Consider the following 19,153-nt stretch of genomic DNA (forward strand, 5'->3'; position numbering starts at 1 on the left):
CATCGAATACGACGAAGAGGAACAGTTCATGTCGATCTCCATTCGCCTGTCGCGCGGCGGCGCCAAGAAGCGGCCCTACTACCGGATCGTGGTCGCCAATTCCCGCTCGCCCCGCGACGGCCGCTTCATCGAGCGCCTCGGCACCTACAACCCCCTGCTGCCGGTCGACCACGCCGAGCGCATCACGATCGACGCGGAACGCGTGAAGTACTGGCTCGCCCAGGGCGCCCAGCCGTCCGACCGCGTCGCCAAGTTCCTCGGCTACAAGGGCATCGCCCCGATGCCGGCGGTTTCCGAGACCCCGAAGAAGTCGACCCCCAAGGCCAAGGCCCAGGAGCGCGCCAAGGCCGCCGCCGAAGCCGCCGCGGCTGCGGCTGCCGAGGCTTGATCTAGCGTAACGACCTGGGTTCCGTCATGGTTTCCCCCGCGAAGACCCCCGCTGCCGGCACCGCGACCCCCGTCGCGGTGGAAGGGCGGGATTTTGTCTGCGTGGGTGCCATCGCCGGGGCCCATGGCATCCGGGGCGAGGTGAAGGTGAAACCCTTCACCGAAGACCCGATGGCGGTCGGCGCCTATGGCCCGCTGACGACCGAGAAGGGGCGGCTCCTGAAGCTGACCCCGATCCGCGTCCAGGGCGGGGCGGTGATCGCCAGGATCGAAGGTGTCGCCGACCGCAATGCGGCCGAAGCATTGCGCGGCTCCCGCCTCCATGTGCCGCGCGCCAACCTGCCGGCGACCGAGGACGAGGACGAATTCTATCACGCCGACCTGATCGGTCTCGCCGTGGTGGATGCGGCCGGCCAGGCGATCGGCAAAATCGTGGCGATCCAGGATTTCGGCGCCGGTGACATGCTCGACGTCGCCCTGGCAGAGGGCGGTTTCGCCTATCTGCCCTTCACCCGCGAGGTCGTGCCGACGGTCGACCTCAAGGCGGGCAAAGTGGTCGCGGTGCCGCCCGAAGGTTGGCTCGAAGAGCCCGAGGCAGAAGGGGGCGCCGAATGACCGCGCCCTGGACTGCCCGCGTGCTCACCCTCTTCCCGGAGATGTTCCCGGGCCCGCTCGGCCATTCCCTGGCCGGCAGGGCCTTGGAACGCGGTCTCTGGCGGATCGAGGCGACCGATATCCGCAGCTTCGCCGAGGATCGCCACCGCATGGTCGACGATACCCCGGCCGGCGGCGGGCCGGGCATGGTGATGAAACCCGATGTCCTGGGCCGGGCCATCGATGCCGTGCGCCAGGGCTTCGAGGGGGCCCCCTGTCTCTATCTCTCGCCGCGCGGCAAACCGCTCGACCAGGCGCGAGTACGCGACCTGGCCGAGGGGCCGGGTGCCGTCCTCCTGTGTGGGCGCTTCGAAGGCGTCGACCAGCGGGTGATCGACGGCCGTGGCCTCGAAGAAGTGTCGATCGGCGATTTCGTCCTCTCGGGCGGGGAGCCGGCGGCGCTCTGCCTGATCGACGCCGTGGTCAGGCTGCTGCCCGGTGTCATGGGCGCGGCCGAGACCCTGGCGGAGGAGAGCTTCACCGGCGACCTCCTCGAATATCCGCATTACACGCGGCCGACCGAATGGGAGGGCCGGCGCGTGCCGGACGTCCTCCTCTCCGGGCATCACGGCCGCATCGATTCCTGGCGCCGCGAGCAGGCCGAAGAGCTCACGCGCGAGCGCCGTCCCGACCTCTGGTCGCGCTACCTGGCCGGGGGCCGGGGATTGCGACCGAACCAACAGAACCCCATTTCCGTTTCTCGAAAGGACTGAACCCATGGCCAACATCATCGACCAGCTCGAAGCCGAGCAGATCGCGGCGGTCACCGAAGGCAAGACCATCCCGGTCTTCCGCCCCGGCGACACCGTGAAGGTCAACGTGAAGGTTGTCGAAGGTACCCGCGAGCGTATCCAGGCCTTCGAAGGCGTCGTCATCGCCCGCAACAACAAGGGCGCCAACGCTTCCTTCACCGTGCGCAAGATCTCCTACGGCGAAGGCGTGGAGCGCGTGTTCCCGCTGTTCTCCCCGCGCCTCGACTCGATCGAAGTCGTGCGCCGCGGCAAGGTCCGCCGTGCGAAGCTCTACTATCTGCGTGATCGTCGCGGCAAGTCGGCCCGTATCGTCGAGAAGGTCGACCGTCGCGAAGGCGCCAAGGGCGAGTAATCGCCCGCGTTATAAAAGGTCCGTCGTCCCGGCGGCCGCATCGGCGGCCGTGCGGGATCGCATGCCGCGAGGCCCTGTCCTCGTGGCGGCGGATTCCGGTCCCCGGCCCGGAATGACGCAGCATTGTCAGAGGAAAAGGTCCGATGTCCGCTCCGCGCACGCTCTATGACAAGATCTGGGACAGCCACCTGGTCGACATGGCGGAGGACGGCACCGGCCTCCTCTACATCGACCGGCATCTCGTGCACGAGGTGACGAGCCCCCAGGCCTTCGAGGGCCTGCGCATGACGCACCGCAAGGTCCACCGCCCGGAAGCCACCCTGGCGGTGCCCGACCATAACGTGCCGACGACCGACCGTTCCAAGGGCATCGCCGATCCCGAGAGCGCGCTGCAGGTCTCGACGCTGGAAGCCAACTGCAAGGAATTCGGCGTCGAATATCTGGCCATGGACGACATCCGCCAGGGCATCGTCCATATCGTCGGGCCGGAACAGGGCCTGACCCAGCCGGGCCAGACCATCGTCTGCGGCGACAGCCACACCGCGACCCATGGCGCCTTTGGCTCGCTCGCCTTCGGCATCGGCACCTCCGAGGTCGAGCACGTGCTGGCGACCCAGACCCTGATCCAGAAGCGTTCCAAGAACATGCGGATCACGGTCGACGGCCCGCTCGGCGCCGGTGTGACGGCGAAGGACATCGTGCTCGCCATCATCGGCAAGATCGGCACCGCGGGCGCCACGGGTTACGTCGTGGAATTCGCCGGCTCGGCGATCCGCGGCCTCTCGATGGAAGGCCGCATGACCGTCTGCAACATGACGATCGAGGCGGGCGGCCGCGCCGGCCTGATCGCGCCGGACGAGACGACCTTCGCCTATGTCGCCGGCAAGCCGCGCGCGCCCAAGGCCGGGGCCTTCGAGCAGGCGGTGCTCTATTGGAAGACGCTGGCGACCGATCCGGGCGCCCATTTCGACAAGGAAATCTTCCTCGACGCCGCCGAGATCGTGCCGCAGGTGACCTGGGGCACCAGCCCCGAAGACGTGCTGCCGATCACGGCCAGCGTGCCGAACCCGGCCGATGTCGCCGACGAGGGCAAGCGGGTCGCGATCGAACGCTCGCTCGCCTACATGGGCCTGACCCCGGGCACGCCGCTCGAGCAGGTGAAGATCGACCGCGTCTTCATCGGCTCCTGCACCAACGGGCGGATCGAGGACCTGCGTGCCGCCGCCGCCGTCGCCAAGGGCCGCAAGGTCGCCGCCCATGTCGGCGCCATGGTGGTGCCGGGCTCGGGCCTGGTGAAGGAACAGGCCGAAGCCGAGGGCCTGGACAAGATCTTCCTCGAAGCCGGCTTCGAGTGGCGGGAACCGGGTTGTTCCATGTGCCTCGCCATGAATGCCGACCGGCTGGAGCCGGGCGAGCGCTGCGCCTCGACCTCGAACCGCAATTTCGAGGGCCGTCAGGGCCGCGGTGGCCGTACCCATCTGGTGAGCCCGGCCATGGCCGTCGCCGCCGCCGTCACCGGCCATCTGGCCGACATCCGCAAGCTCTGAGGAGGCAGCCATGCAACCCTTCAAGAAGCTCACCGGCGTCGCCGCACCGCTGCCGCTGATCAATATCGACACCGATATGATCATCCCCAAGCAGTTCCTGAAGACGATCAAGCGCACCGGCCTCGGGGTGAATCTCTTCGCCGAGATGCGCTATGACGACAAGGGTGCCGAAAACCCGGATTTCGTGCTGAACCAGCCGGCTTGGCGGAAGGCGCAGATCCTGGTCGCGGGCGCCAATTTCGGCTGCGGATCGAGCCGCGAGCACGCCCCCTGGGCGATCCTCGATTTCGGCATCCGCTGCGTCATCGCGCCGAGCTATGCCGACATTTTCTACAACAACTGCTTCAAAAACGGCATCCTGCCGATCATCCTGCCGCAGGAGCAGGTCGATCTCCTGATGGACGACGCCAAGCGCGGCTCGAACGCCATCGTCACCGTCGACCTCGAAGCCCAGGAAATCACCGGGCCGGACGGCGGCAAGATCCATTTCGACATCGATCCCTTCCGCAAGCATTGCCTGCTGAACGGCCTCGACGACATCGGCCTGACGCTCGTGAAGAAGCCGAAGATCGACGATTTCGAGGCTCGCCAGAAGCTCTCGCAGCCCTGGCTCTACGCATAATCCGTTCAAGGAAAGACAGAATGGCCACCATCGGCAAGCTCCTGATTCTGCCGGGCGACGGCATCGGCCCCGAAGTGATGCGCGAAGTCCGCCGCGTCATCGACTGGCTGGCCAAGCGCCGCGGCATCGAATTCGCGATCGAGGAAGCCCTCGTGGGCGGCGCCTCGATCGACGATTGCGGCAAGCCGATCACCGACGAGACCATGAAGCTGGCGCTCGACGCCGACGCCGTGCTGCTGGCTGCCGTGGGCGGGCCGAAGTGGGACAGCCTGCCCTTCGAGGTGAAGCCGGAACGCGGCCTGCTTCGCCTGCGCAAGGACCTCGGCCTGTTCGCCAACCTGCGCCCGGCGATGTGCTTCGACGCTCTGGTCGAAGCCTCGACCCTGAAGCCGGACGTGGTGCGCGGCCTCGACATCATGATCGTGCGGGAACTCACCGGCGGCGTCTATTTCGGCACGCCGCGCGGCATCGAGACCCTGCCCGACGGTTCGCGCCGGGGCGTGAACACCCAGGTCTACACGACCGAAGAAATCCGCCGCGTCGCCCGCGTCGCCTTCGACATCGCGACCAAGCGCAACAACAAGGTGACGTCGTCCGAAAAGGCCAACGTCATGGAATCGGGCATCCTGTGGCGTGAGGAAGTGACCTTCGTGCACGACCACGAATTCCCGGGCGTCGAGCTTTCGCACATGTATGCCGACAACTGCGCCATGCAGCTGGTGCGCAATCCGAAGCAGTTCGACGTCATCGTGACCGACAACCTGTTCGGCGACATCCTGTCGGACTGCGCCGCCATGCTGACCGGCTCCCTCGGCATGCTGCCCTCGGCCTCGCTCGGCGCGGCCGACGCCAACGGCAAGCGGAAGGCAATGTACGAGCCGGTGCACGGCTCGGCCCCGGATATCGCGGGCAAGGAAATGGCCAATCCGATCGCCACCCTGCTGTCGTTCGGCATGGCGCTCCGCTATTCGTTCAACCTCGGGACCGAGGCCGACCTCCTCGAAAAGGCGGTCGAGAACGTGCTGGCCGGCGGCCTTCGCACCGGCGACATCATGCAGCCCGGCATGGCCAAGGTTTCGACCGGCGTGATGGGCGAATCGATCGTCCGCGCCCTGGACAAGCTCGCGGCCTGATCTGTCGCGACCGCGGCCGGGGTGGACCCGGCCGCGGTACGATCCTATTCCTTCCCGTCGACGCCGGCTTCGGCGAAGCTCGCCATCTCGTCATGGGTGCGCGCCGCGGCCTTGACCACCGCGGCGGCCAAGGCGGCACCCGAGGCTTCGCCGAGCCTCATGCCGAGGTCGAGCAGGGGCGCCAGGCTCAGGCGTTCGAGCAGCCGGCGATGCGCCGGCTCGGCCGAGCAGTGACCCGCCACCACATGGTCGAGGCCACCCGGGGTCACCAGGGCGAGCGGGGCGACCGCCGCCGTCGTGACGTAACCGTCAAGCACCACAGGTATCCGGGCGAGGCGCGCGGCCAGGCAGGCGCCCAGCATGGCGGCCAATTCCCGCCCGCCCAGCCGGCGCGCAAGGTCGAGCGGATCGCGCGTCGCTGCCCGGTGGAAGGCGGCGGCGGTTTCGACCGCGGCGATCTTGGCTGCCAGCACCGGGCCGGTCGCACCCGTGCCGGGGCCGACCCAGCCGGCGGCATCGCCGCCGAACAGGCCGGCGCAGAGGGCGGCGGCGGCCGTCGTATTGCCGATTCCCATCTCGCCGATGCAGAGAAGGTCGATCCCCTCGGTCACCACGGCGAAGCCGGCGGCGACGGCGGCGATGAATTCGCCCTCGTCCAGCGCCGGGCGGTCGCGGAAATCGGCCGTCGGCCGGTCGAGCTCCAGGGGCACGACGGTGAGTTCGGCGCCGATGCCGCGCGCCAGCGCATTGATGGCGGCGCCCCCGGCAGCGAAATTGGCCACCATCTGGGCCGTCACCGTGGCCGGAAAGGGCGAGACGCCGGCTGCGGCGATGCCGTGGTTGCCGGCGAAGACTGCGACCTTCACCGATTCCGCCCGGGGCCGAGCCCGGCCCTGCCAGCGCGCCAGCCAGACCGCAAGTGATTCGAGCCGGCCGAGGGCGCCCGGCGGCTTGGTCAGCACCGCGTCGCGGGCGGTCGCGGCGGCTGCCGCCGCCTCGTCACCGGCAGGAAGGCTCGCCACCAGGCGGTGGAAATCGGCGAAATCGACGGGTGGTTTGATCGTCATGGCCAAAACTGTCAGGGTCGGGAAGGGCCCCAGCAGTAGCCAATGACGGCCCGGCGAAGAAGCGTGAAAATGCAGGACCCTCTCCCGACCCGACCGCTCGACGATTTCCGCCTGGTGCTCGGCCTGTTCAGCCGGCTGCCGGTCGGCACCCTGCCGGCGATGGCGCCGGGCGCCCTCGGCCGCGCGGTCTGGGCCTTTCCCCTGGCGGGCGCCACTGTCGGTCTGGTCGCCGTCGCGGTGGCGGCCGTCGGCACGTTGTTCGGCTTCGGCCCCTATGGCCTCGCCCTCCTGGTGATCCTGGCCGAAGTGGCAACGACCGGCGGCTTCCACGAGGACGGGCTGGCCGATCTGGCCGATGGGCTCGGCGGCCGCGACCGCGAGACGCGCCTCGCCATCATGCGGGACAGCCGGATCGGCTCCTTCGGTGCGATCGCCCTCTGGGCCTCTCTGACCGCCCGCCTCTTCGCCCTGGCGAGCCTGGCGGAAGCCGGCTTCTGGACCCTGGCCGGGGCAGTGATCGCGGCCGATGCGGCGGCTCGGGTGGCGCTGCTGATCCCCCTCGCCCTGCTGGAGCCGGCGCGGAAGGACGGGCTCGGCGCCAGCCTCGGCCCGCTTTCGGCCGACCGGGGCTGGAGCGCGGTGGTGATCGCCCTCGGCATCGGCATCGTCGGCCTCGGCTTCGGCGTGATCGCGGCGACGGCGGCGGCCGCGGCGGCCGGCCTCGCCGTGGCGGCGGTGGCGCGGGAGAAGTTGGGCGGCTATACCGGCGACGTGCTGGGCGCCGCGGCCAGCATCGCCCTGGTCGCGGTCCTGGCCGCGGCGGCGGGCCACGTCTGATACGACCATGTCCGATATTCCGCTCTTTCCCCTGGAGCCCTTCTATCCCTGGTTCGGGGCCTGCCTCGGCCTGCTCGCCGGCTTCGTCGCCTGGCGGGTGACCCTGGCGCTGGCCAGGGCGCGGGAGCTTCCCGTGCCGCCGCTCGGCCCTGTCTGGATCCTGGCGGCGGGCGGCTTCGGGGCGGCGGCGCTCTGGCGTTTCGGGGTCGAGCCTCACGGTGCCGCCCTGGTGGTCTTCGGGGCGATCGCCTGTTCGACCATCGCCTTCGACTTCACCCATCGCCGCATTCCCAACGAATGGTCGCTGGCGATCGGCCTGCTCGGAATCGCGGATGCCGCGGCCGGCGGACGGTTGATCGAGGGGGCGGCGACCGGGGCCGGCGGTGCCGCCCTGCTCTGGGGCTTCGGCGCCCTCTACGGCCTGGTGCGCGGGCGGGCGGGCCTCGGCCTCGGCGACGTCAAGCTGGTCGCCGGCCTCGGCATCTGGCTCGGCCCGATCGGCCTGATCTGGTGCTTCCTGGCCGCCAGCATCGTCACCGCGCTCGCCGGTGCCGCCGCCCTGGTGCTGCGCCGCCTGGCCGACGACCCGCCCTTCGGGCCGGGCCTGCTGGCGGGGGCGATGCTCTTGCTGATCCTGGGGTCGCCGGGGTCGAAACCGGTTGAGGCGCTGTCGGAATCCGCTATCCTGCCTGCAATGACAGCATTTTTCTTCGGATGACAGCATTGCCCACCTTGACCATCCGCAATCTCTCGGAAGAGACGCATCGGGCACTCAAGGTGCGGGCGGCGCGTCACGGCCGCAGCACCGAGGCCGAGGTCCGCGACATTCTCGAAACCGCTGTGAGACCGGCCGAGCGGGTCCGCCTGGGTTCGCTTCTGGCGGCGATCGGGCGCGAGGTCGGCGGCGTCGACCTCGAGATCGAACGGCGGGTCGAGGCGAGCGAGCCGATCGACCTTCGATGATCCTGCTCGACACCAATGTCGTCTCGGAGCCGCTGCGGCGCGATCCGGATCCGGCCGTCCTCGCCTGGCTCGACGCCCAGGCGATCGACACGCTGTATCTGTCGACGATCAGCCTGGCCGAGCTGCAGTCCGGCATCGCCGCGCTGGCGGACGGCCGGCGCAAGGAATTCCTGCGCCGCAGCCTCGACGAGCAGATCGTGCCGCTGTTCCAGGATCGGCTGCTCGCCTTCGACAGTGCCGCGGCGGCGGCCTACGGCGCCATCAGGGCGCGCGCCCGGGCCGCAGGCAAGGCGATCGCGACCGCGGACGGCTATATCGCCGCCATCGCCGCCGCCCATGGCCTGATGGTGGCGACACGGGATGCCGCCCCCTTCGAGGCGGCCGGGCTGACGGTCGTCGACCCCTGGCGCGCTTCGCTGCCGTGAGAGCGGCAGATGGCACGGCGCCGCCAGCGATATAGAATGGTTCGAGGGAGGAGAGAGACGATGGCGGTGGAAATCCCCTACCGGCGCGACATGAGCTTCGAATACGGCAGGCTGGAGCCGGTGGCGCCCGGCCTGCGCCGGATCGTGGCGCGCAATCCCTCGTCCTTCACCTTCCATGGCACCGGCACCTATGTCGTGGGGGAGGGACGGGTCGCGGTGATCGATCCCGGGCCGGACGATGCCGCCCATATCGAGGCCCTGCTGGCCGGCCTCTCCGGCGAGACGGTGAGCCATATCCTGGTCACCCACACCCATACCGACCATTCGCCCGGCGCCGCGCCCCTGAAGGCGGCCACCGGCGCTCCAACCCACGGCTACGGCCCCCATGGCTCCGGCCGGCGGGAAGCGGCGGGCGAGGCGGCGGTGCAGGACGGCGACCGGGCCTTCGTGCCCGATGTGAAGCTCGGCGACGGCGACGTGGTGGCCGGTCCCGGCTGGACGATCGAGGCGGTGCATACGCCGGGCCATACCTCGAACCATCTCTGCTTCGCCTGGCGCGAGGCGCGGGCGCTGTTCTCCGGCGACCACGTCATGGGCTGGTCGACCAGCGTGATCATGCCGCCCGACGGCGACATGCGCGACTATATGGCGAGCCTGGACAAGCTCCTGGCACGCGACGACGCGGTCTATTGGCCGACCCACGGCCCCGCCATCACCGCGCCGAAGCCCCATGTCGCCGCCTTCATCGCCCACCGGCGCGAACGCGAGGGGCAGATCACCGGCCTCCTGGCCAAGGGGCCGGCGACCATCGCCGAACTGGTGCCGGTGATCTATGCCGCGGTCGACCCCGGGCTCTACCCGGCCGCCGCGCGCTCGACCTTCGCCCATCTCCTGGATCTTCTCGACCGTGGCTTGGTCGGGACCGAGGAAGGCGCCTCCATCGCCGCCCGCTGGCACCTGAGGTAGGGGATGGACGCGCCCGCCGAGACTGAAACCCTGCTCGACGGCGTGCCCCTCTTCGCCGGCCTCTCGCCCGGGGAGCGGGCGGCGGTGGTCGAGCATGGCGAATGGTTCAGCCTGCCCGGCGGCCATGTCCTGTTCGCCCAGGGCGAGGTGGGCGACGCCCTCTATGTCGTGCTGCGCGGCTCGCTCTCGGTGCTGCGCGTCGCGGCCGACGGGGTGAAACGGCGCATCGCCCGCATCCGTGCCGACGAAGTGGTGGGCGAAATGGCCCTGATCACCGGGCGGCCGCGTTCCGCCTCGGTCGTCGCCGAGCGGGACTGCGAAGTGCTGCGCCTCGACCGCGACGGTTTCGAGGAATTGGTGCGGCGCCACCCGGGCGCCATGCTGGGTCTGACCCGGCAGATCGTCACCCGTCTCGAAACCATGCAGGACCGCCCGGCGGACGATCCGCCGCCCCGGCCCCGCACCGTCGCCCTGCTGCCCCTCGGCGGCCTGCGCGACTGCACGGCGCTGCGCCGCGACCTGGCGCGGGCCATGCGGCTGTTCGGCTCGGTCGCTGAGATCGGTGAGGGCGAAGGCGGCGGGCATCAGACCGAATGGTTCCACGACGTCGAGGCGGGCCATGATTTCGTGCTCTATCAGGCCGACGAGACGGCCGGGCCGTGGAGCCGCCTGTGCCTCCGCCAAGCCGATCTCGCCATCGTCGTGGTCGAGGCGGACGATACCGCCGACGCCCGCCTGCGCCATCCGCTGGAAGCGGTCGCGGGCGAACGCGGCCTCGCCCTCGAACTGGTGCTGCTGCATCCGGCCGACCGTATCTCGCCCGGCGGCACCGCGGCCTTCCTGGGCGGGCGCCATGTCGGGCTGCACCACCATGTCCGGGTCGGGGTCTGGGCCGATGCCGCGCGCCTGGCCCGGCAGTTGACCGGCCATGCGGTCGGTCTCGTGCTGTCGGGCGGCGGGGCGCGGGGCTTCGCCCATCTTGGCGCGCTTCGGGCCTTTTCCAAGGCCGGCGTGCCGATCGACATGGTGGGCGGCTGTTCCATGGGCGCGATCGTGGGCGCCGGCGCCGCCATGAAATGGGAAGCCTTCGAGGCCGAGCCCCGGCTTCGCCGCGCCTTCGTCGACTCGAATCCGGTCAACGACTTCACCCTGCCCCTGGTCGCTTTGACCGCCGGGCGGAAGGTCAGCCGCCGGCTCCAGGAAGCCTTTGGCGAGCGCCGCATCGAAGACCTGTGGCTGCCCTATTTCTGCGTCTCGACCAATCTGACCCGGGGCACGCTGGCGGTGCATCGGCGTGGGCTTCTCTGGCAGTGGCTGCGCGCCAGCGTGGCGATCCCCGGCGTCATGCCGCCTTGGGTGAACGGCGACGGCGAAGTCTTCGCCGACGGCGGTGTGCTCGACAATCTGCCGGTCACGCCCATGCGCGGCCTGGGCCGGGGGCCGGTGATCGCGATCGATGTGGGCGAGGCGCCGGCCTTCGCCGCCCCGGGCGCCCTGCCGGAGGAGACGCTGTTCGAGCGCCTGTTCCGTCGCCGCCGGCCCCGGATGCCCTCGATCCTGCAGATCCTGCTGCGTGCCGGCACGGTGAAGGCGCCGGCCAGCCGGCTGAAACAAGCGGGCGCCGACCTCTTGCTGAAGCCGCCGGTCGCCGGGGTCGATTTCCTGGATTGGGAAGCCTTCGACCGTGCCGCGGCGATCGGCGAATCTCATGTCACTGCCGAATTGGCGCGGGCGCCCGCCACCGTCTTCGGGCGATGAGGGATCCGCGGGGGTGGGGGTTGCCAGGGGCGCACTTGACTTGAGGCGTCGCCCTGCGGGACGCTCGTGAGATGACAGATTCCAGCGAAACCGTGGCCTCGCTGCTGCCGCACCGTGCCGTGCTGGCGCTCGCCGGGGCCGATACCGAGAGCTTCCTCCAGGGCCTCGTCTCCAACGACGTGCAGAAGCTGACGGCGGAGCACGCGCTCTATGCCGCCCTGCTGACACCCCAAGGCAAGTTCCTGCACGAATTGATCATGGTGCGCCGGGGCGATGCCGTGCTGGTCGATTGCGAGGCGGCCCGCCGGGCCGACCTGCAGCGCCGGCTGACCGTCTACCGCCTGCGCGCCAAGGTGACCATCGCGCCGGCCGACGACCTCGTGGTCGCCGTCGCCTTCGGGCCTGGCGTGGCCGAAACCTTCGGCCTGGCCCCGGTCGCCGGTACCACCAAGGTGCTGGACTCGGGCGTCGCGGTTTTCGTCGATCCCAGGCTGGCCGAGCTCGGGCTCCGCCTGATCGGCCCGCGCGAGGCGGTGGTGGCGGCCCTCGCCGGCGCCGGCCTGACCCTGAGCGAGGGGGGCGAGGCCTATGACCGCCACCGCCTGCTGCTCGGCGTGCCGGACGGTTCGCGCGACATCGCGGTCGACCGCGGCTTCCTGCTCGAAAACAATTTCGAGGAGCTGAACGGCGTCTCCTTCACCAAGGGCTGCTATGTCGGCCAGGAGCTGACGGCGCGCACCAAACACCGGGCCAATATCAGGAAGCGCCTCTATACCGTGCATTTCGACCCTGCAGCCGAGCCGCCGGCACCCGACACGCCGATCCTGCTGGGCGGCAAGGAAGTGGGCGCGATGCGTTCCGCCGTGGCGGGCATCGGCCTCGCCGTGCTGCGCCTCGACGACCTGAAGGAACGCGAAGGCGACGCCCATGTCTTCACCGCCGGCGAGCTGGTGGTGGAGCCGGTGCGCCCGTCTTTCCTGGCGGGCTGAGCATGGCCGGTCTGACCCTTCACGCCGACGGCCTGGCGCGCTGTCCCTGGTGCGGCACGTCGCCCGACTATGTCGCCTATCACGACCAGGAATGGGGACGGGCGGAGCGGGATTCCCGCGCCCTGTTCGAGAAGCTGATCCTGGACGGTTTCCAGGCCGGCCTCGCCTGGATCACTATCCTGCGCAAGCGCGACGGCTTCCGCAGCCGCTTCGAGGGTTTCGCGCCCGAGCGCCTGGCCTGCTGGGGCGAGGCGGAGATCCAGGCCGCCCTGGCCGATCCCGGCATTGTGCGCCACCGCGGCAAGATCGAGGCGACGATCGGCAATGCCCGCGCCTTCCTCGAAATCGAGAAGAAGGAAGGCGATTTCAGCCGCTTCTTGTGGTCCTTCGTGGGTGACAAACCGCTGGTCAGCCGCTGGTCCTCGACCGCCCAGGTGCCGACTGAGACCCGGGAAGCACAGTTGCTCTCAAAGGCACTGAAGGCTTACGGCTTCCGTTTCGTCGGGCCGACGATCGTGTATGCTTTCATGCAGGCGGTCGGCATGGTTGACGATCATCTGGCAGGCTGCGCCTTCGCGCCGAACTGACAGGGTCGTACCGGATAACCGGGCCGCCGACGAAGGGATGGAATACGGCCCCAGGGCCTTCTTTCGACGGGGGTTAGGATGGCGGAGACCGACGAACTCCGCCTGCGGGCAGTGGAGCCGGGCGACGAAGCCGCCTGTGCCGAGATTTTCGTGACTGCCCGGAGGCGTGCGCGGCCCGATCTGCCGGCCGAGCGCTTCTCCCTCGAGGACTATTCCGTCGCCACCGCGGATCTCGATCTGATCGTGGCTGAACGGGGCGGGCGGGTGCATGGCTTCGTCGCCTTCAGCCGCCTGGAGCGCGAGGTCGAGCTGCTCTTCGTTGCCCCCGAGGCCCAGGGCTGCGGTACCGGCGCCCTGCTGCTGGCCGCGGCGGCGCGGCGGCTCGGTTCCGGCGCCCATCTCCTGTGCGACCTGAACAATGTCGGTGGCCGCGCCTTCTACCGCGCCCAGGGCTGGGTCGAGACCCGCGTGGTCTGGGGCCGGGTCGAATTCATCCGGCCGGAGGCGGCGGCGCTGCCCTTCCCCGCCATGTTGGGGATGCCGATTTTCGCTCTTTGACGGGGGCTGCGGCCCTCCGCCGGTTGACGCTGGGGCGCCGGGACATTAAGTGCTGTTCTGGGCCTGGACCACGACAACAACCCCCGGGGGAGAGAGATGCTCGGATTGATGCAGGATCGGCAGCTGCTGATCTCGTCGTTCATCAAGTTCGCCGCGCTGTACCACAAGGACCGCGAGATCGTGACGCGGACGGTCGAAGGGCCGATCCACCGTTACACCTACGCCGATTGTGAGCGCCGTTCGCGCCAGCTCGCCAACGTCCTGAAGAGCTTCGGCCTCGGCTTCGGCGATACCGTGGGCACGCTGGCCTGGAACACCTACCGGCACCTGGAGCTGTGGTACGGCATTTCCGGTTCGGGCATGGTCTGCCACACGATCAACCCGCGCCTGTTCCCCGAACAGATCGCCTATATCGTCAATCACGCCGACGACAAGGCCCTCTTCCTCGATCTCACCTTCGTGCCCCTGGTCGAGAAGCTGGCGGCCAAGCTGCCCTCGATCCGCCACTTCGTGATCATGACCGACCGGGCCCACATGCCCACGACCACGATCCCCAACGCGCTCTGCTACGAGGACCTGGTCGAGGCCGCCTCGGCCGATTTCGAATGGCCCGAGTTCGACGAGAACACGGCGTCCTCGCTCTGCTACACGTCAGGTACCACGGGCAATCCGAAGGGCGTGCTCTATTCGCACCGCTCGACCGCGCTGCATTCGATGGTGGCCAATAATGCCGATGCGCTCGGCATGCGTTCGGCCGATGCGGTGCTGCCGGTCGTCCCCATGTTCCACGCCAATGCCTGGTCGATGCCTTATGGCGCGCCCATGGCCGGCGCCAAGATCGTCATGCCCGGTGCGGCGCTCGACGGTGCCAGCGTCTATGAGCTGCTGGAGACCGAAGGCGTCACCATGACCGCCGCGGTGCCGACCGTCTGGCTCATGCTGCTCCAGTATCTGGAACGCGAGGGCAAGACGCTCTCCACCCTGAAGCGGGTGGTGATCGGCGGTTCCGCCGCGCCGCGCAGCATGATCGAGACTTTCGAGACCAAATACGGCGTTTCCGTCTGCCACGCCTGGGGCATGACCGAGATGAGCCCGCTCGGTACCCTCGGCACGTTGAAGGCCGGGATGGACCAGTGGCCGCTCGAAAAGCGCATGGACCTCCAGTGCAAGCAGGGCCGCGCCGTCTTCTGCGTCGAGATGAAGATCACCGACGACGACGGCAAGGAACTGCCGCGTGACGGCAAGGCCTTCGGCCACCTCAAGGTGCGCGGGCCCTGGATCGCCGGCGCCTATCTGAAGGGCGAAGGCGGCGTGATCCTGGACGACGACGGCTATTTCGACACCGGCGACGTCGCCACGCTGGACGAAGAAGGCTTCATGCAGATCACGGACCGCGCCAAGGACGTGATCAAGTCGGGCGGCGAATGGATCTCGTCGATCGATCTCGAAAACGCCGCGGTCGGCCACCCGGCCGTGGCCGAGGCGGCGGTGATCGGCGTCGTCCATCCCAAGTGGGACGAGCGTCCGCTGCTGATCGTCGTGCGCAAGCCCGGCAAGGATGTCAGCCGTGAAGAGCTGCTGGCCTTCCTCAACGGCAAGATCGCCAAGTGGTGGATGCCGGACGACATCGTCTTCGTCGACGAACTGCCCCATACCGCGACCGGCAAACTCCTGAAGACCAAGCTCCGCGAGGATTTCAAGGATTACAAGCTGCCCGGCACCTCGACCGCGGCCTGATCAGGCTGTACGGCCGAGCAGGGCCGAAAGGGCCGCCGACAGCCGGCGGCCCCCCGCCGCGATCGAATAGGTCTCGACCGCCGCGCGCCGGCCGGCGGCCGCGACCTCGGCGCGCCGGGCATCGTTCGCCAGCAGCGCGGCCAGCGCCTCGGCCAGGGCCGGGGCGTCGTTCAGCGGCACCAGAATGCCGTTCTCGCCATCGATGATCTCGCGCGGGCCTTCGGACGCGGTCGAGACCAGGGCGACGCCATGGGCGAAGGCTTCGATCGCGACGATGCCGAAGGGCTCGTGGTGCGAGGGCAGGCAGAACAGGTCGATGCCGGCGAAGAAGCGGTCGCGATCGTCGATCCAGCCGGCGAAGGCGAGACTGTCGCCGAGGCCGGCCGCCACCGCCCGCGCGCGCAATTCGGCCTCCCCCTCGCCGCTGCCGCCCAGCACGGCGCGGAAGTCGGTGCCGCGCCGCCGCAGCAGGGCGAGGGCGTCGATCATGACGTCGAAGCCCTTCTTGGCGACGAAACGGCCCATGCTGCCGATCACCGGCGGGTGGTGGGCTTCGGGGCCGTTCACCGGCACGTCGACCTCGACCATGTTGGGAATATGGAAGACGCGGGCCTCGGGCAGACCGAGGGCGATCACTCGGGCGCAGAGGTCGCGCGTGATGCACATCGCCGCATCGGCCCGCACGACCCTTCGGATGCTGTAATTGTGGGTCACCGCGACCACCGGCCAGCGCCGCCGCGAGGCCAGGGTGCACAGGCCGAGAGCCCGGTTGGAATGGGCGATCACGGCATCGGGCGCCAGCGTCCGCATGATCCGGCGCAGGCGGTAGCGGGCGAGGGGGTCCCATTCGCCGAGATGCGGCAGGGACAGGCGTTCCGCCCCCAGCGCATCGAGGCGGCTGTCGACCCAGGCGCCCGGCCGGGTCACATTGGTGACCCGATGGCCTTGCCCGGTCAGCGCGCGGTGATAGTCTATCGCCGCCTGCTCGACACCGCCCGCGCCCTTGCCCAGCATCACGTTCAGGATATGCATATCGGTGCCGCGGCTTCCTCGAATCTGGTACCAGAGATGGCACGGCCGTCCCGGGCCGGTCAACGGATCCGCCGCCCTCAGGAATTCTTCACATGGCTCAGACCTTCGATCTGCTCGTTGCGGGCGGCACTGTCGTCAACCAGAACGGCCGCGCGGTTGCCGATGTCGGCATTCGCGGCGGGCGGATCGCGGCGATCGGCGACCTTTCCCGGGCCGATGCGGGAGCGCGCATCGACGCCCGCGGCCTGCATGTCCTGCCCGGCGTGATCGACAGCCAGGTGCATTTCCGCGAGCCCGGCCTCGAACAGAAGGAAGACCTCGCCTCCGGCAGCCTGGCGGCGGTGAAGGGCGGCGTCACCGCCGTCTTCGAGATGCCCAACACCAAGCCTTCGACCACCACGCCGGACGAACTGGACGACAAGCTCCGCCGCGCCGCTGGGCGCATGTGGTGCGACCATGCCTTCTATGCCGGTGCCACCGAGGACAACATGGGGGCGCTCGCCGCCATGGAGGCGATGCCGGGCTGTGCCGGCATCAAGGTGTTCATGGGGGCATCGACCGGATCCCTCCTGGTCGCCGAGGATGCGGGGCTCGAAAAGGTGCTGTCGACCGGGCGGCGGCGCATCGCCGTCCATGCCGAGGACGAGGCCCGCCTGAAGGAACGCCGTGCGATCGCCGATTCGGGCGATCCGGCCGATCACTGCAATTGGCGCGATGCCGAATCCGCCCTGCTGGCAACCAAACGAGCCGTCGCCATTGCCCGGCGCCTCGGTCGGCGCATCCACGTCCTCCATGTCACCACGGCGGAAGAGATGGAGTTCCTGGCCGGCCACAAGGACCTGGTGACGGTGGAGACGACACCCCAGCACCTCACCCTGGCCGCGCCCGAAGCCTATCGCCGCCTCGGCACGTTCGCCCAGATGAACCCGCCCATCCGCGAGGAGCATCACCGCGCCGGCCTGTGGGAGGCGGTGCGGGCCGGCATCGTCGACGTGATCGGCTCCGACCACGCACCCCACACGCGGGAAGAGAAGGCCAAGCCCTATCCGGCCAGCCCTTCGGGGATGCCCGGGGTGCAGACCCTGCTGCCCCTGTTGCTCGACCATGCCGCCAAGGGCCGCCTCACTCTCGAACGGGTGGTCGATCTCACCAGCGCCGGCGCCCAGCGCATCTTCGGCCTGGCCGCCAAGGGACGGATCGCGGTCGGTTACGACGCCGACCTCACCCTGGTCGACCTTTCCGCGACGCGCGAGATCACGGCCGACTGGCTCGCCAGCCGCTGCGGTTGGAGCCCCTTCGAGGGCGACGTGGTGACCGGCTGGCCGATGGCCACGGTGATCCGCGGCCATCTGGTGATGCAGGACGGCGAAGTGCTGGGCACACCGATCGGCGCACCGCTCCGCTTCTCGGAAGTGCCCGCCGCCTTCGCCTGACGGGCCCTTCGCGCCGCCCTGGCCCGCTTCAGTGCAGGGTCAAGTAATTCTGCACGTTGCGGAATTCGGCCGGCTTGATGATGCGGCTGCTCATCACCTTCACGGAATGGAGCTTACCGTCCAGATTGGCTTCCCAGAAGTCGAGGAACTTCTTCAGTTCGGGAAAACGGGGCGCCAGATCGAGCCTTTGCCAAGTATAACTCTGCAGCAGGCTCGGGTGATCCGGCAGGTGGTAGAGTATTTCCGCCGTCGTCAGGCGATAGTCGGACAGCATACGCGCGAGATCGCTCATGCAGAACTCCCCGTTTATCGAACCATCAGTTCATCGACAAGACCTCTGGGTGACTGAGACATTCGGGACGCCGCCAATTCGCGGCGTCCTGATCATGGAACGGCATCATTGCAAAGGAATGGTAACACGTCCGCGCCGGCCGTAAATACCGCAGTGCAATATCAGGGCGCGAGCAGGGCGGCGAGGTCGCGGCGGACCACGCGCTCGAACAGGGCCGGCTCGCCGGTCGCGCGGGCCAGCACCAAGGCGCCCTGGAGCGAGGCGACGGCGCCCTCCGCCGCCGCCCGGGCCGCGGCCGGATCGCGGCCGAGCCGGGTCAGGGCCTCGGCCAGGGCCTCGACCCAGCGGGCGAAATAGCGTCGGATCGCGGCGGCGAAACGGTCGCGCGTCTGGTCCAGCGCGAAGGCGCCGACCAGGCAGACGCGCCGCCCGCTGCGGAAATAGGCGATCACCGCTTCCGTCGTGCGGGCGAGGGCCGCGGCGGCATCCGTCTCGTCGCGCAGGGGGGCGTAGATGTGGGCTTCGAACCAGGCGTCGACCTCGGCCAGCACGGCGGCCGCCATCTCTTCCTTCCCGCCGGGGAAGAAGTGATAGAGGCTGCCCTTGCCGAGGCCGGTGGCCTTGCCGATCACGGAGAGGCTGGCGCCCTCGTAGCCGTGTTCGCGGAAGACTTCGCCGAGCAGGGGCACGATTTCCGCCCGCTCGGCGATCTGTCGTGCCATCTCAGAGGCCGAGGTCGGAAAGGCCCGGATGGTCGTCCGGCCGGCGCCCCAGGGGCCAGTGGAACTTGCGCTCCGCCTCGGCGATCGGGCGCTCGTTGATGCTGGCCTCGCGCCGGCGCATCAGGCCGGATTCGTCGAATTCCCACTGTTCGTTGCCGTAAGCGCGGAACCAGGTGCCCGAATCGTCGTGGAATTCATAGACGAAGCGGACCGAGATGCGGTTGCCGTCGTGGCTCCACAATTCCTTGATCAGGCGATAGTCCAACTCGCGCGCCCATTTTCGCGTCAGCAGGGCGACGATCTCGTCCCGCCCGGTGGCGAATTCGGCCCGGTTGCGCCA

At 69.2% G+C, this 19,153-nt stretch carries 23 protein-coding genes; 18 read left to right on the plus strand and 5 right to left on the minus strand.

From position 1 onward, the window contains the following. Nucleotides 1–28 precede the first annotated feature (28 nt). The 7 genes from rpsP to leuB all read left to right on the plus strand — a co-directional run bounded on the left by rpsP (nucleotide 29) and on the right by leuB (nucleotide 5,447). A complete protein-coding gene (gene rpsP, locus WC493_RS04035) occupies nucleotides 29–388 on the plus strand; it encodes a 30S ribosomal protein S16 (RefSeq protein ID WP_373062767.1) in 360 nt (119 codons plus the stop codon). Nucleotides 389–414: 26 nt separating this feature from the next. Beyond that, a complete protein-coding gene (rimM, locus tag WC493_RS04040) occupies nucleotides 415–1,002 on the plus strand; it encodes a ribosome maturation factor RimM (protein WP_373062769.1) in 588 nt (195 codons plus the stop codon). Continuing rightward, nucleotides 999–1,754, plus strand: a complete 756-nt coding sequence (gene trmD, locus WC493_RS04045; protein ID WP_373062771.1) for a tRNA (guanosine(37)-N1)-methyltransferase TrmD — start codon at nucleotides 999–1,001, stop codon at nucleotides 1,752–1,754. Before rimM ends, trmD begins: the two co-directional genes overlap by 4 nt. Before the next feature lie 4 nt (nucleotides 1,755–1,758). Beyond that, complete coding sequence (rplS, locus tag WC493_RS04050) at nucleotides 1,759–2,145, plus strand: 50S ribosomal protein L19 (protein WP_373062773.1); 387 nt, start codon at nucleotides 1,759–1,761, stop codon at nucleotides 2,143–2,145. 143 nt (nucleotides 2,146–2,288) lie between these two features. Continuing rightward, entirely contained in the window at nucleotides 2,289–3,692 is a 1,404-nt protein-coding gene (gene leuC, locus WC493_RS04055; protein ID WP_373062775.1) for a 3-isopropylmalate dehydratase large subunit, read from the plus strand. Nucleotides 3,693–3,702: 10 nt separating this feature from the next. Further along, the gene (leuD, locus tag WC493_RS04060; protein WP_373062777.1) at nucleotides 3,703–4,314 is read left to right on the plus strand and encodes a 3-isopropylmalate dehydratase small subunit; all 612 of its coding nucleotides are present in this window, start codon (nucleotides 3,703–3,705) and stop codon (nucleotides 4,312–4,314) included. Nucleotides 4,315–4,334: 20 nt separating this feature from the next. Continuing rightward, the gene (gene leuB, locus WC493_RS04065) at nucleotides 4,335–5,447 is read left to right on the plus strand and encodes a 3-isopropylmalate dehydrogenase (RefSeq protein ID WP_373062779.1); all 1,113 of its coding nucleotides are present in this window, start codon (nucleotides 4,335–4,337) and stop codon (nucleotides 5,445–5,447) included. 44 nt (nucleotides 5,448–5,491) lie between these two features. Here leuB and cobT read toward each other — a convergent pair whose 3' ends face one another. After that, nucleotides 5,492–6,514 (minus strand): nicotinate-nucleotide--dimethylbenzimidazole phosphoribosyltransferase, encoded by a 1,023-nt coding sequence (gene cobT / locus WC493_RS04070; protein ID WP_373062781.1) that lies wholly within the window; start codon nucleotides 6,512–6,514, stop codon nucleotides 5,492–5,494. A gap of 69 nt (nucleotides 6,515–6,583) precedes the next feature. Between cobT and cobS the strand changes: the two genes are divergently transcribed. The 10 genes from cobS (at nucleotide 6,584) to WC493_RS04120 (ending at nucleotide 15,334) form a co-directional block, all read left to right on the plus strand. Next, nucleotides 6,584–7,351, plus strand: coding sequence for an adenosylcobinamide-GDP ribazoletransferase (cobS, locus tag WC493_RS04075; protein WP_373062783.1), 768 nt, complete (start codon nucleotides 6,584–6,586; stop codon nucleotides 7,349–7,351). 7 nt (nucleotides 7,352–7,358) lie between these two features. Beyond that, nucleotides 7,359–8,069: a prepilin peptidase gene (locus WC493_RS04080; protein WP_373062785.1), complete on the plus strand. Its 711-nt coding sequence runs from the start codon at nucleotides 7,359–7,361 to the stop codon at nucleotides 8,067–8,069. A gap of 5 nt (nucleotides 8,070–8,074) precedes the next feature. After that, nucleotides 8,075–8,314, plus strand: coding sequence for a plasmid stabilization protein (locus WC493_RS04085; protein ID WP_373062787.1), 240 nt, complete (start codon nucleotides 8,075–8,077; stop codon nucleotides 8,312–8,314). Continuing rightward, entirely contained in the window at nucleotides 8,311–8,739 is a 429-nt protein-coding gene (locus tag WC493_RS04090) for a type II toxin-antitoxin system VapC family toxin (RefSeq protein ID WP_373062789.1), read from the plus strand. The genes WC493_RS04085 and WC493_RS04090 overlap by 4 nt, the downstream gene beginning before the upstream one ends. Before the next feature lie 60 nt (nucleotides 8,740–8,799). Then, nucleotides 8,800–9,705, plus strand: a complete 906-nt coding sequence (locus tag WC493_RS04095) for an MBL fold metallo-hydrolase (RefSeq protein ID WP_373062791.1) — start codon at nucleotides 8,800–8,802, stop codon at nucleotides 9,703–9,705. Between the two features lie 3 nt (nucleotides 9,706–9,708). Then, nucleotides 9,709–11,463 carry a patatin-like phospholipase family protein gene (locus WC493_RS04100; RefSeq protein ID WP_373062793.1) on the plus strand — a complete coding sequence of 585 codons (1,755 nt, stop codon included), beginning with the start codon at nucleotides 9,709–9,711 and terminating at the stop codon, nucleotides 11,461–11,463. Between the two features lie 71 nt (nucleotides 11,464–11,534). Next, complete coding sequence (locus WC493_RS04105) at nucleotides 11,535–12,452, plus strand: folate-binding protein YgfZ (protein WP_373062795.1); 918 nt, start codon at nucleotides 11,535–11,537, stop codon at nucleotides 12,450–12,452. Between the two features lie 2 nt (nucleotides 12,453–12,454). Beyond that, nucleotides 12,455–13,039, plus strand: coding sequence for a DNA-3-methyladenine glycosylase I (locus tag WC493_RS04110; RefSeq protein WP_373062797.1), 585 nt, complete (start codon nucleotides 12,455–12,457; stop codon nucleotides 13,037–13,039). A 78-nt stretch (nucleotides 13,040–13,117) separates the two neighbouring features. After that, nucleotides 13,118–13,597 carry a GNAT family N-acetyltransferase gene (locus WC493_RS04115; RefSeq protein WP_373062799.1) on the plus strand — a complete coding sequence of 160 codons (480 nt, stop codon included), beginning with the start codon at nucleotides 13,118–13,120 and terminating at the stop codon, nucleotides 13,595–13,597. 96 nt (nucleotides 13,598–13,693) lie between these two features. Further along, entirely contained in the window at nucleotides 13,694–15,334 is a 1,641-nt protein-coding gene (locus tag WC493_RS04120; RefSeq protein ID WP_373062801.1) for a 3-(methylthio)propionyl-CoA ligase, read from the plus strand. Here the strand turns inward: WC493_RS04120 and WC493_RS04125 are convergent, their stop codons facing one another. After that, nucleotides 15,335–16,366: a glycosyltransferase gene (locus WC493_RS04125; RefSeq protein WP_373062803.1), complete on the minus strand. Its 1,032-nt coding sequence runs from the start codon at nucleotides 16,364–16,366 to the stop codon at nucleotides 15,335–15,337. A 92-nt stretch (nucleotides 16,367–16,458) separates the two neighbouring features. Between WC493_RS04125 and WC493_RS04130 the strand changes: the two genes are divergently transcribed. Beyond that, nucleotides 16,459–17,799: a dihydroorotase gene (locus tag WC493_RS04130; protein ID WP_373062805.1), complete on the plus strand. Its 1,341-nt coding sequence runs from the start codon at nucleotides 16,459–16,461 to the stop codon at nucleotides 17,797–17,799. A 28-nt stretch (nucleotides 17,800–17,827) separates the two neighbouring features. On the opposite strand, the gene WC493_RS04135 is transcribed toward WC493_RS04130, so the two are convergent. The 3 genes from WC493_RS04135 to WC493_RS04145 form a co-directional block, all read right to left on the minus strand. Next, entirely contained in the window at nucleotides 17,828–18,091 is a 264-nt protein-coding gene (locus WC493_RS04135; RefSeq protein WP_373062807.1) for an usg protein, read from the minus strand. Nucleotides 18,092–18,252: 161 nt separating this feature from the next. Next, the gene (locus tag WC493_RS04140; protein ID WP_373062809.1) at nucleotides 18,253–18,813 is read right to left on the minus strand and encodes a TetR/AcrR family transcriptional regulator; all 561 of its coding nucleotides are present in this window, start codon (nucleotides 18,811–18,813) and stop codon (nucleotides 18,253–18,255) included. Between the two features lies 1 nt (nucleotide 18,814). Beyond that, nucleotides 18,815–19,153, minus strand: a 339-nt coding sequence (locus tag WC493_RS04145; RefSeq protein WP_373062811.1) for a DUF1348 family protein, incomplete at its 5' end; no start/stop codon positions are given.

The organism is Zavarzinia sp. (genome assembly GCF_041650655.1).
GTDB lineage: Bacteria > Pseudomonadota > Alphaproteobacteria > Zavarziniales > Zavarziniaceae > Zavarzinia.

What these genes read in the sequence shown, in the direction of transcription:
- leuD (WP_373062777.1), top strand. Translation starts at nt 3,703, where the DNA reads ATGCAACCCTTCAAGAAGCTCACCGGCGTCGCCGCACCGCTGCCGCTG.
- WC493_RS04115 (WP_373062799.1), top strand. Translation starts at nt 13,118, where the DNA reads ATGGCGGAGACCGACGAACTCCGCCTGCGGGCAGTGGAGCCGGGCGAC.
- trmD (WP_373062771.1), top strand. Translation starts at nt 999, where the DNA reads ATGACCGCGCCCTGGACTGCCCGCGTGCTCACCCTCTTCCCGGAGATG.
- WC493_RS04130 (WP_373062805.1), top strand. Translation starts at nt 16,459, where the DNA reads ATGGCTCAGACCTTCGATCTGCTCGTTGCGGGCGGCACTGTCGTCAAC.
- cobS (WP_373062783.1), top strand. Translation starts at nt 6,584, where the DNA reads ATGCAGGACCCTCTCCCGACCCGACCGCTCGACGATTTCCGCCTGGTG.
- WC493_RS04080 (WP_373062785.1), top strand. Translation starts at nt 7,359, where the DNA reads ATGTCCGATATTCCGCTCTTTCCCCTGGAGCCCTTCTATCCCTGGTTC.
- WC493_RS04120 (WP_373062801.1), top strand. Translation starts at nt 13,694, where the DNA reads ATGCTCGGATTGATGCAGGATCGGCAGCTGCTGATCTCGTCGTTCATC.
- WC493_RS04135 (WP_373062807.1), bottom strand. Translation starts at nt 18,091, where the DNA reads ATGAGCGATCTCGCGCGTATGCTGTCCGACTATCGCCTGACGACGGCG.
- WC493_RS04105 (WP_373062795.1), top strand. Translation starts at nt 11,535, where the DNA reads ATGACAGATTCCAGCGAAACCGTGGCCTCGCTGCTGCCGCACCGTGCC.
- WC493_RS04095 (WP_373062791.1), top strand. Translation starts at nt 8,800, where the DNA reads ATGGCGGTGGAAATCCCCTACCGGCGCGACATGAGCTTCGAATACGGC.
- leuC (WP_373062775.1), top strand. Translation starts at nt 2,289, where the DNA reads ATGTCCGCTCCGCGCACGCTCTATGACAAGATCTGGGACAGCCACCTG.
- WC493_RS04100 (WP_373062793.1), top strand. Translation starts at nt 9,709, where the DNA reads ATGGACGCGCCCGCCGAGACTGAAACCCTGCTCGACGGCGTGCCCCTC.
- leuB (WP_373062779.1), top strand. Translation starts at nt 4,335, where the DNA reads ATGGCCACCATCGGCAAGCTCCTGATTCTGCCGGGCGACGGCATCGGC.
- WC493_RS04125 (WP_373062803.1), bottom strand. Translation starts at nt 16,366, where the DNA reads ATGCATATCCTGAACGTGATGCTGGGCAAGGGCGCGGGCGGTGTCGAG.
- rplS (WP_373062773.1), top strand. Translation starts at nt 1,759, where the DNA reads ATGGCCAACATCATCGACCAGCTCGAAGCCGAGCAGATCGCGGCGGTC.
- rpsP (WP_373062767.1), top strand. Translation starts at nt 29, where the DNA reads ATGTCGATCTCCATTCGCCTGTCGCGCGGCGGCGCCAAGAAGCGGCCC.
- cobT (WP_373062781.1), bottom strand. Translation starts at nt 6,514, where the DNA reads ATGACGATCAAACCACCCGTCGATTTCGCCGATTTCCACCGCCTGGTG.
- WC493_RS04110 (WP_373062797.1), top strand. Translation starts at nt 12,455, where the DNA reads ATGGCCGGTCTGACCCTTCACGCCGACGGCCTGGCGCGCTGTCCCTGG.
- WC493_RS04090 (WP_373062789.1), top strand. Translation starts at nt 8,311, where the DNA reads ATGATCCTGCTCGACACCAATGTCGTCTCGGAGCCGCTGCGGCGCGAT.
- rimM (WP_373062769.1), top strand. Translation starts at nt 415, where the DNA reads ATGGTTTCCCCCGCGAAGACCCCCGCTGCCGGCACCGCGACCCCCGTC.
- WC493_RS04140 (WP_373062809.1), bottom strand. Translation starts at nt 18,813, where the DNA reads ATGGCACGACAGATCGCCGAGCGGGCGGAAATCGTGCCCCTGCTCGGC.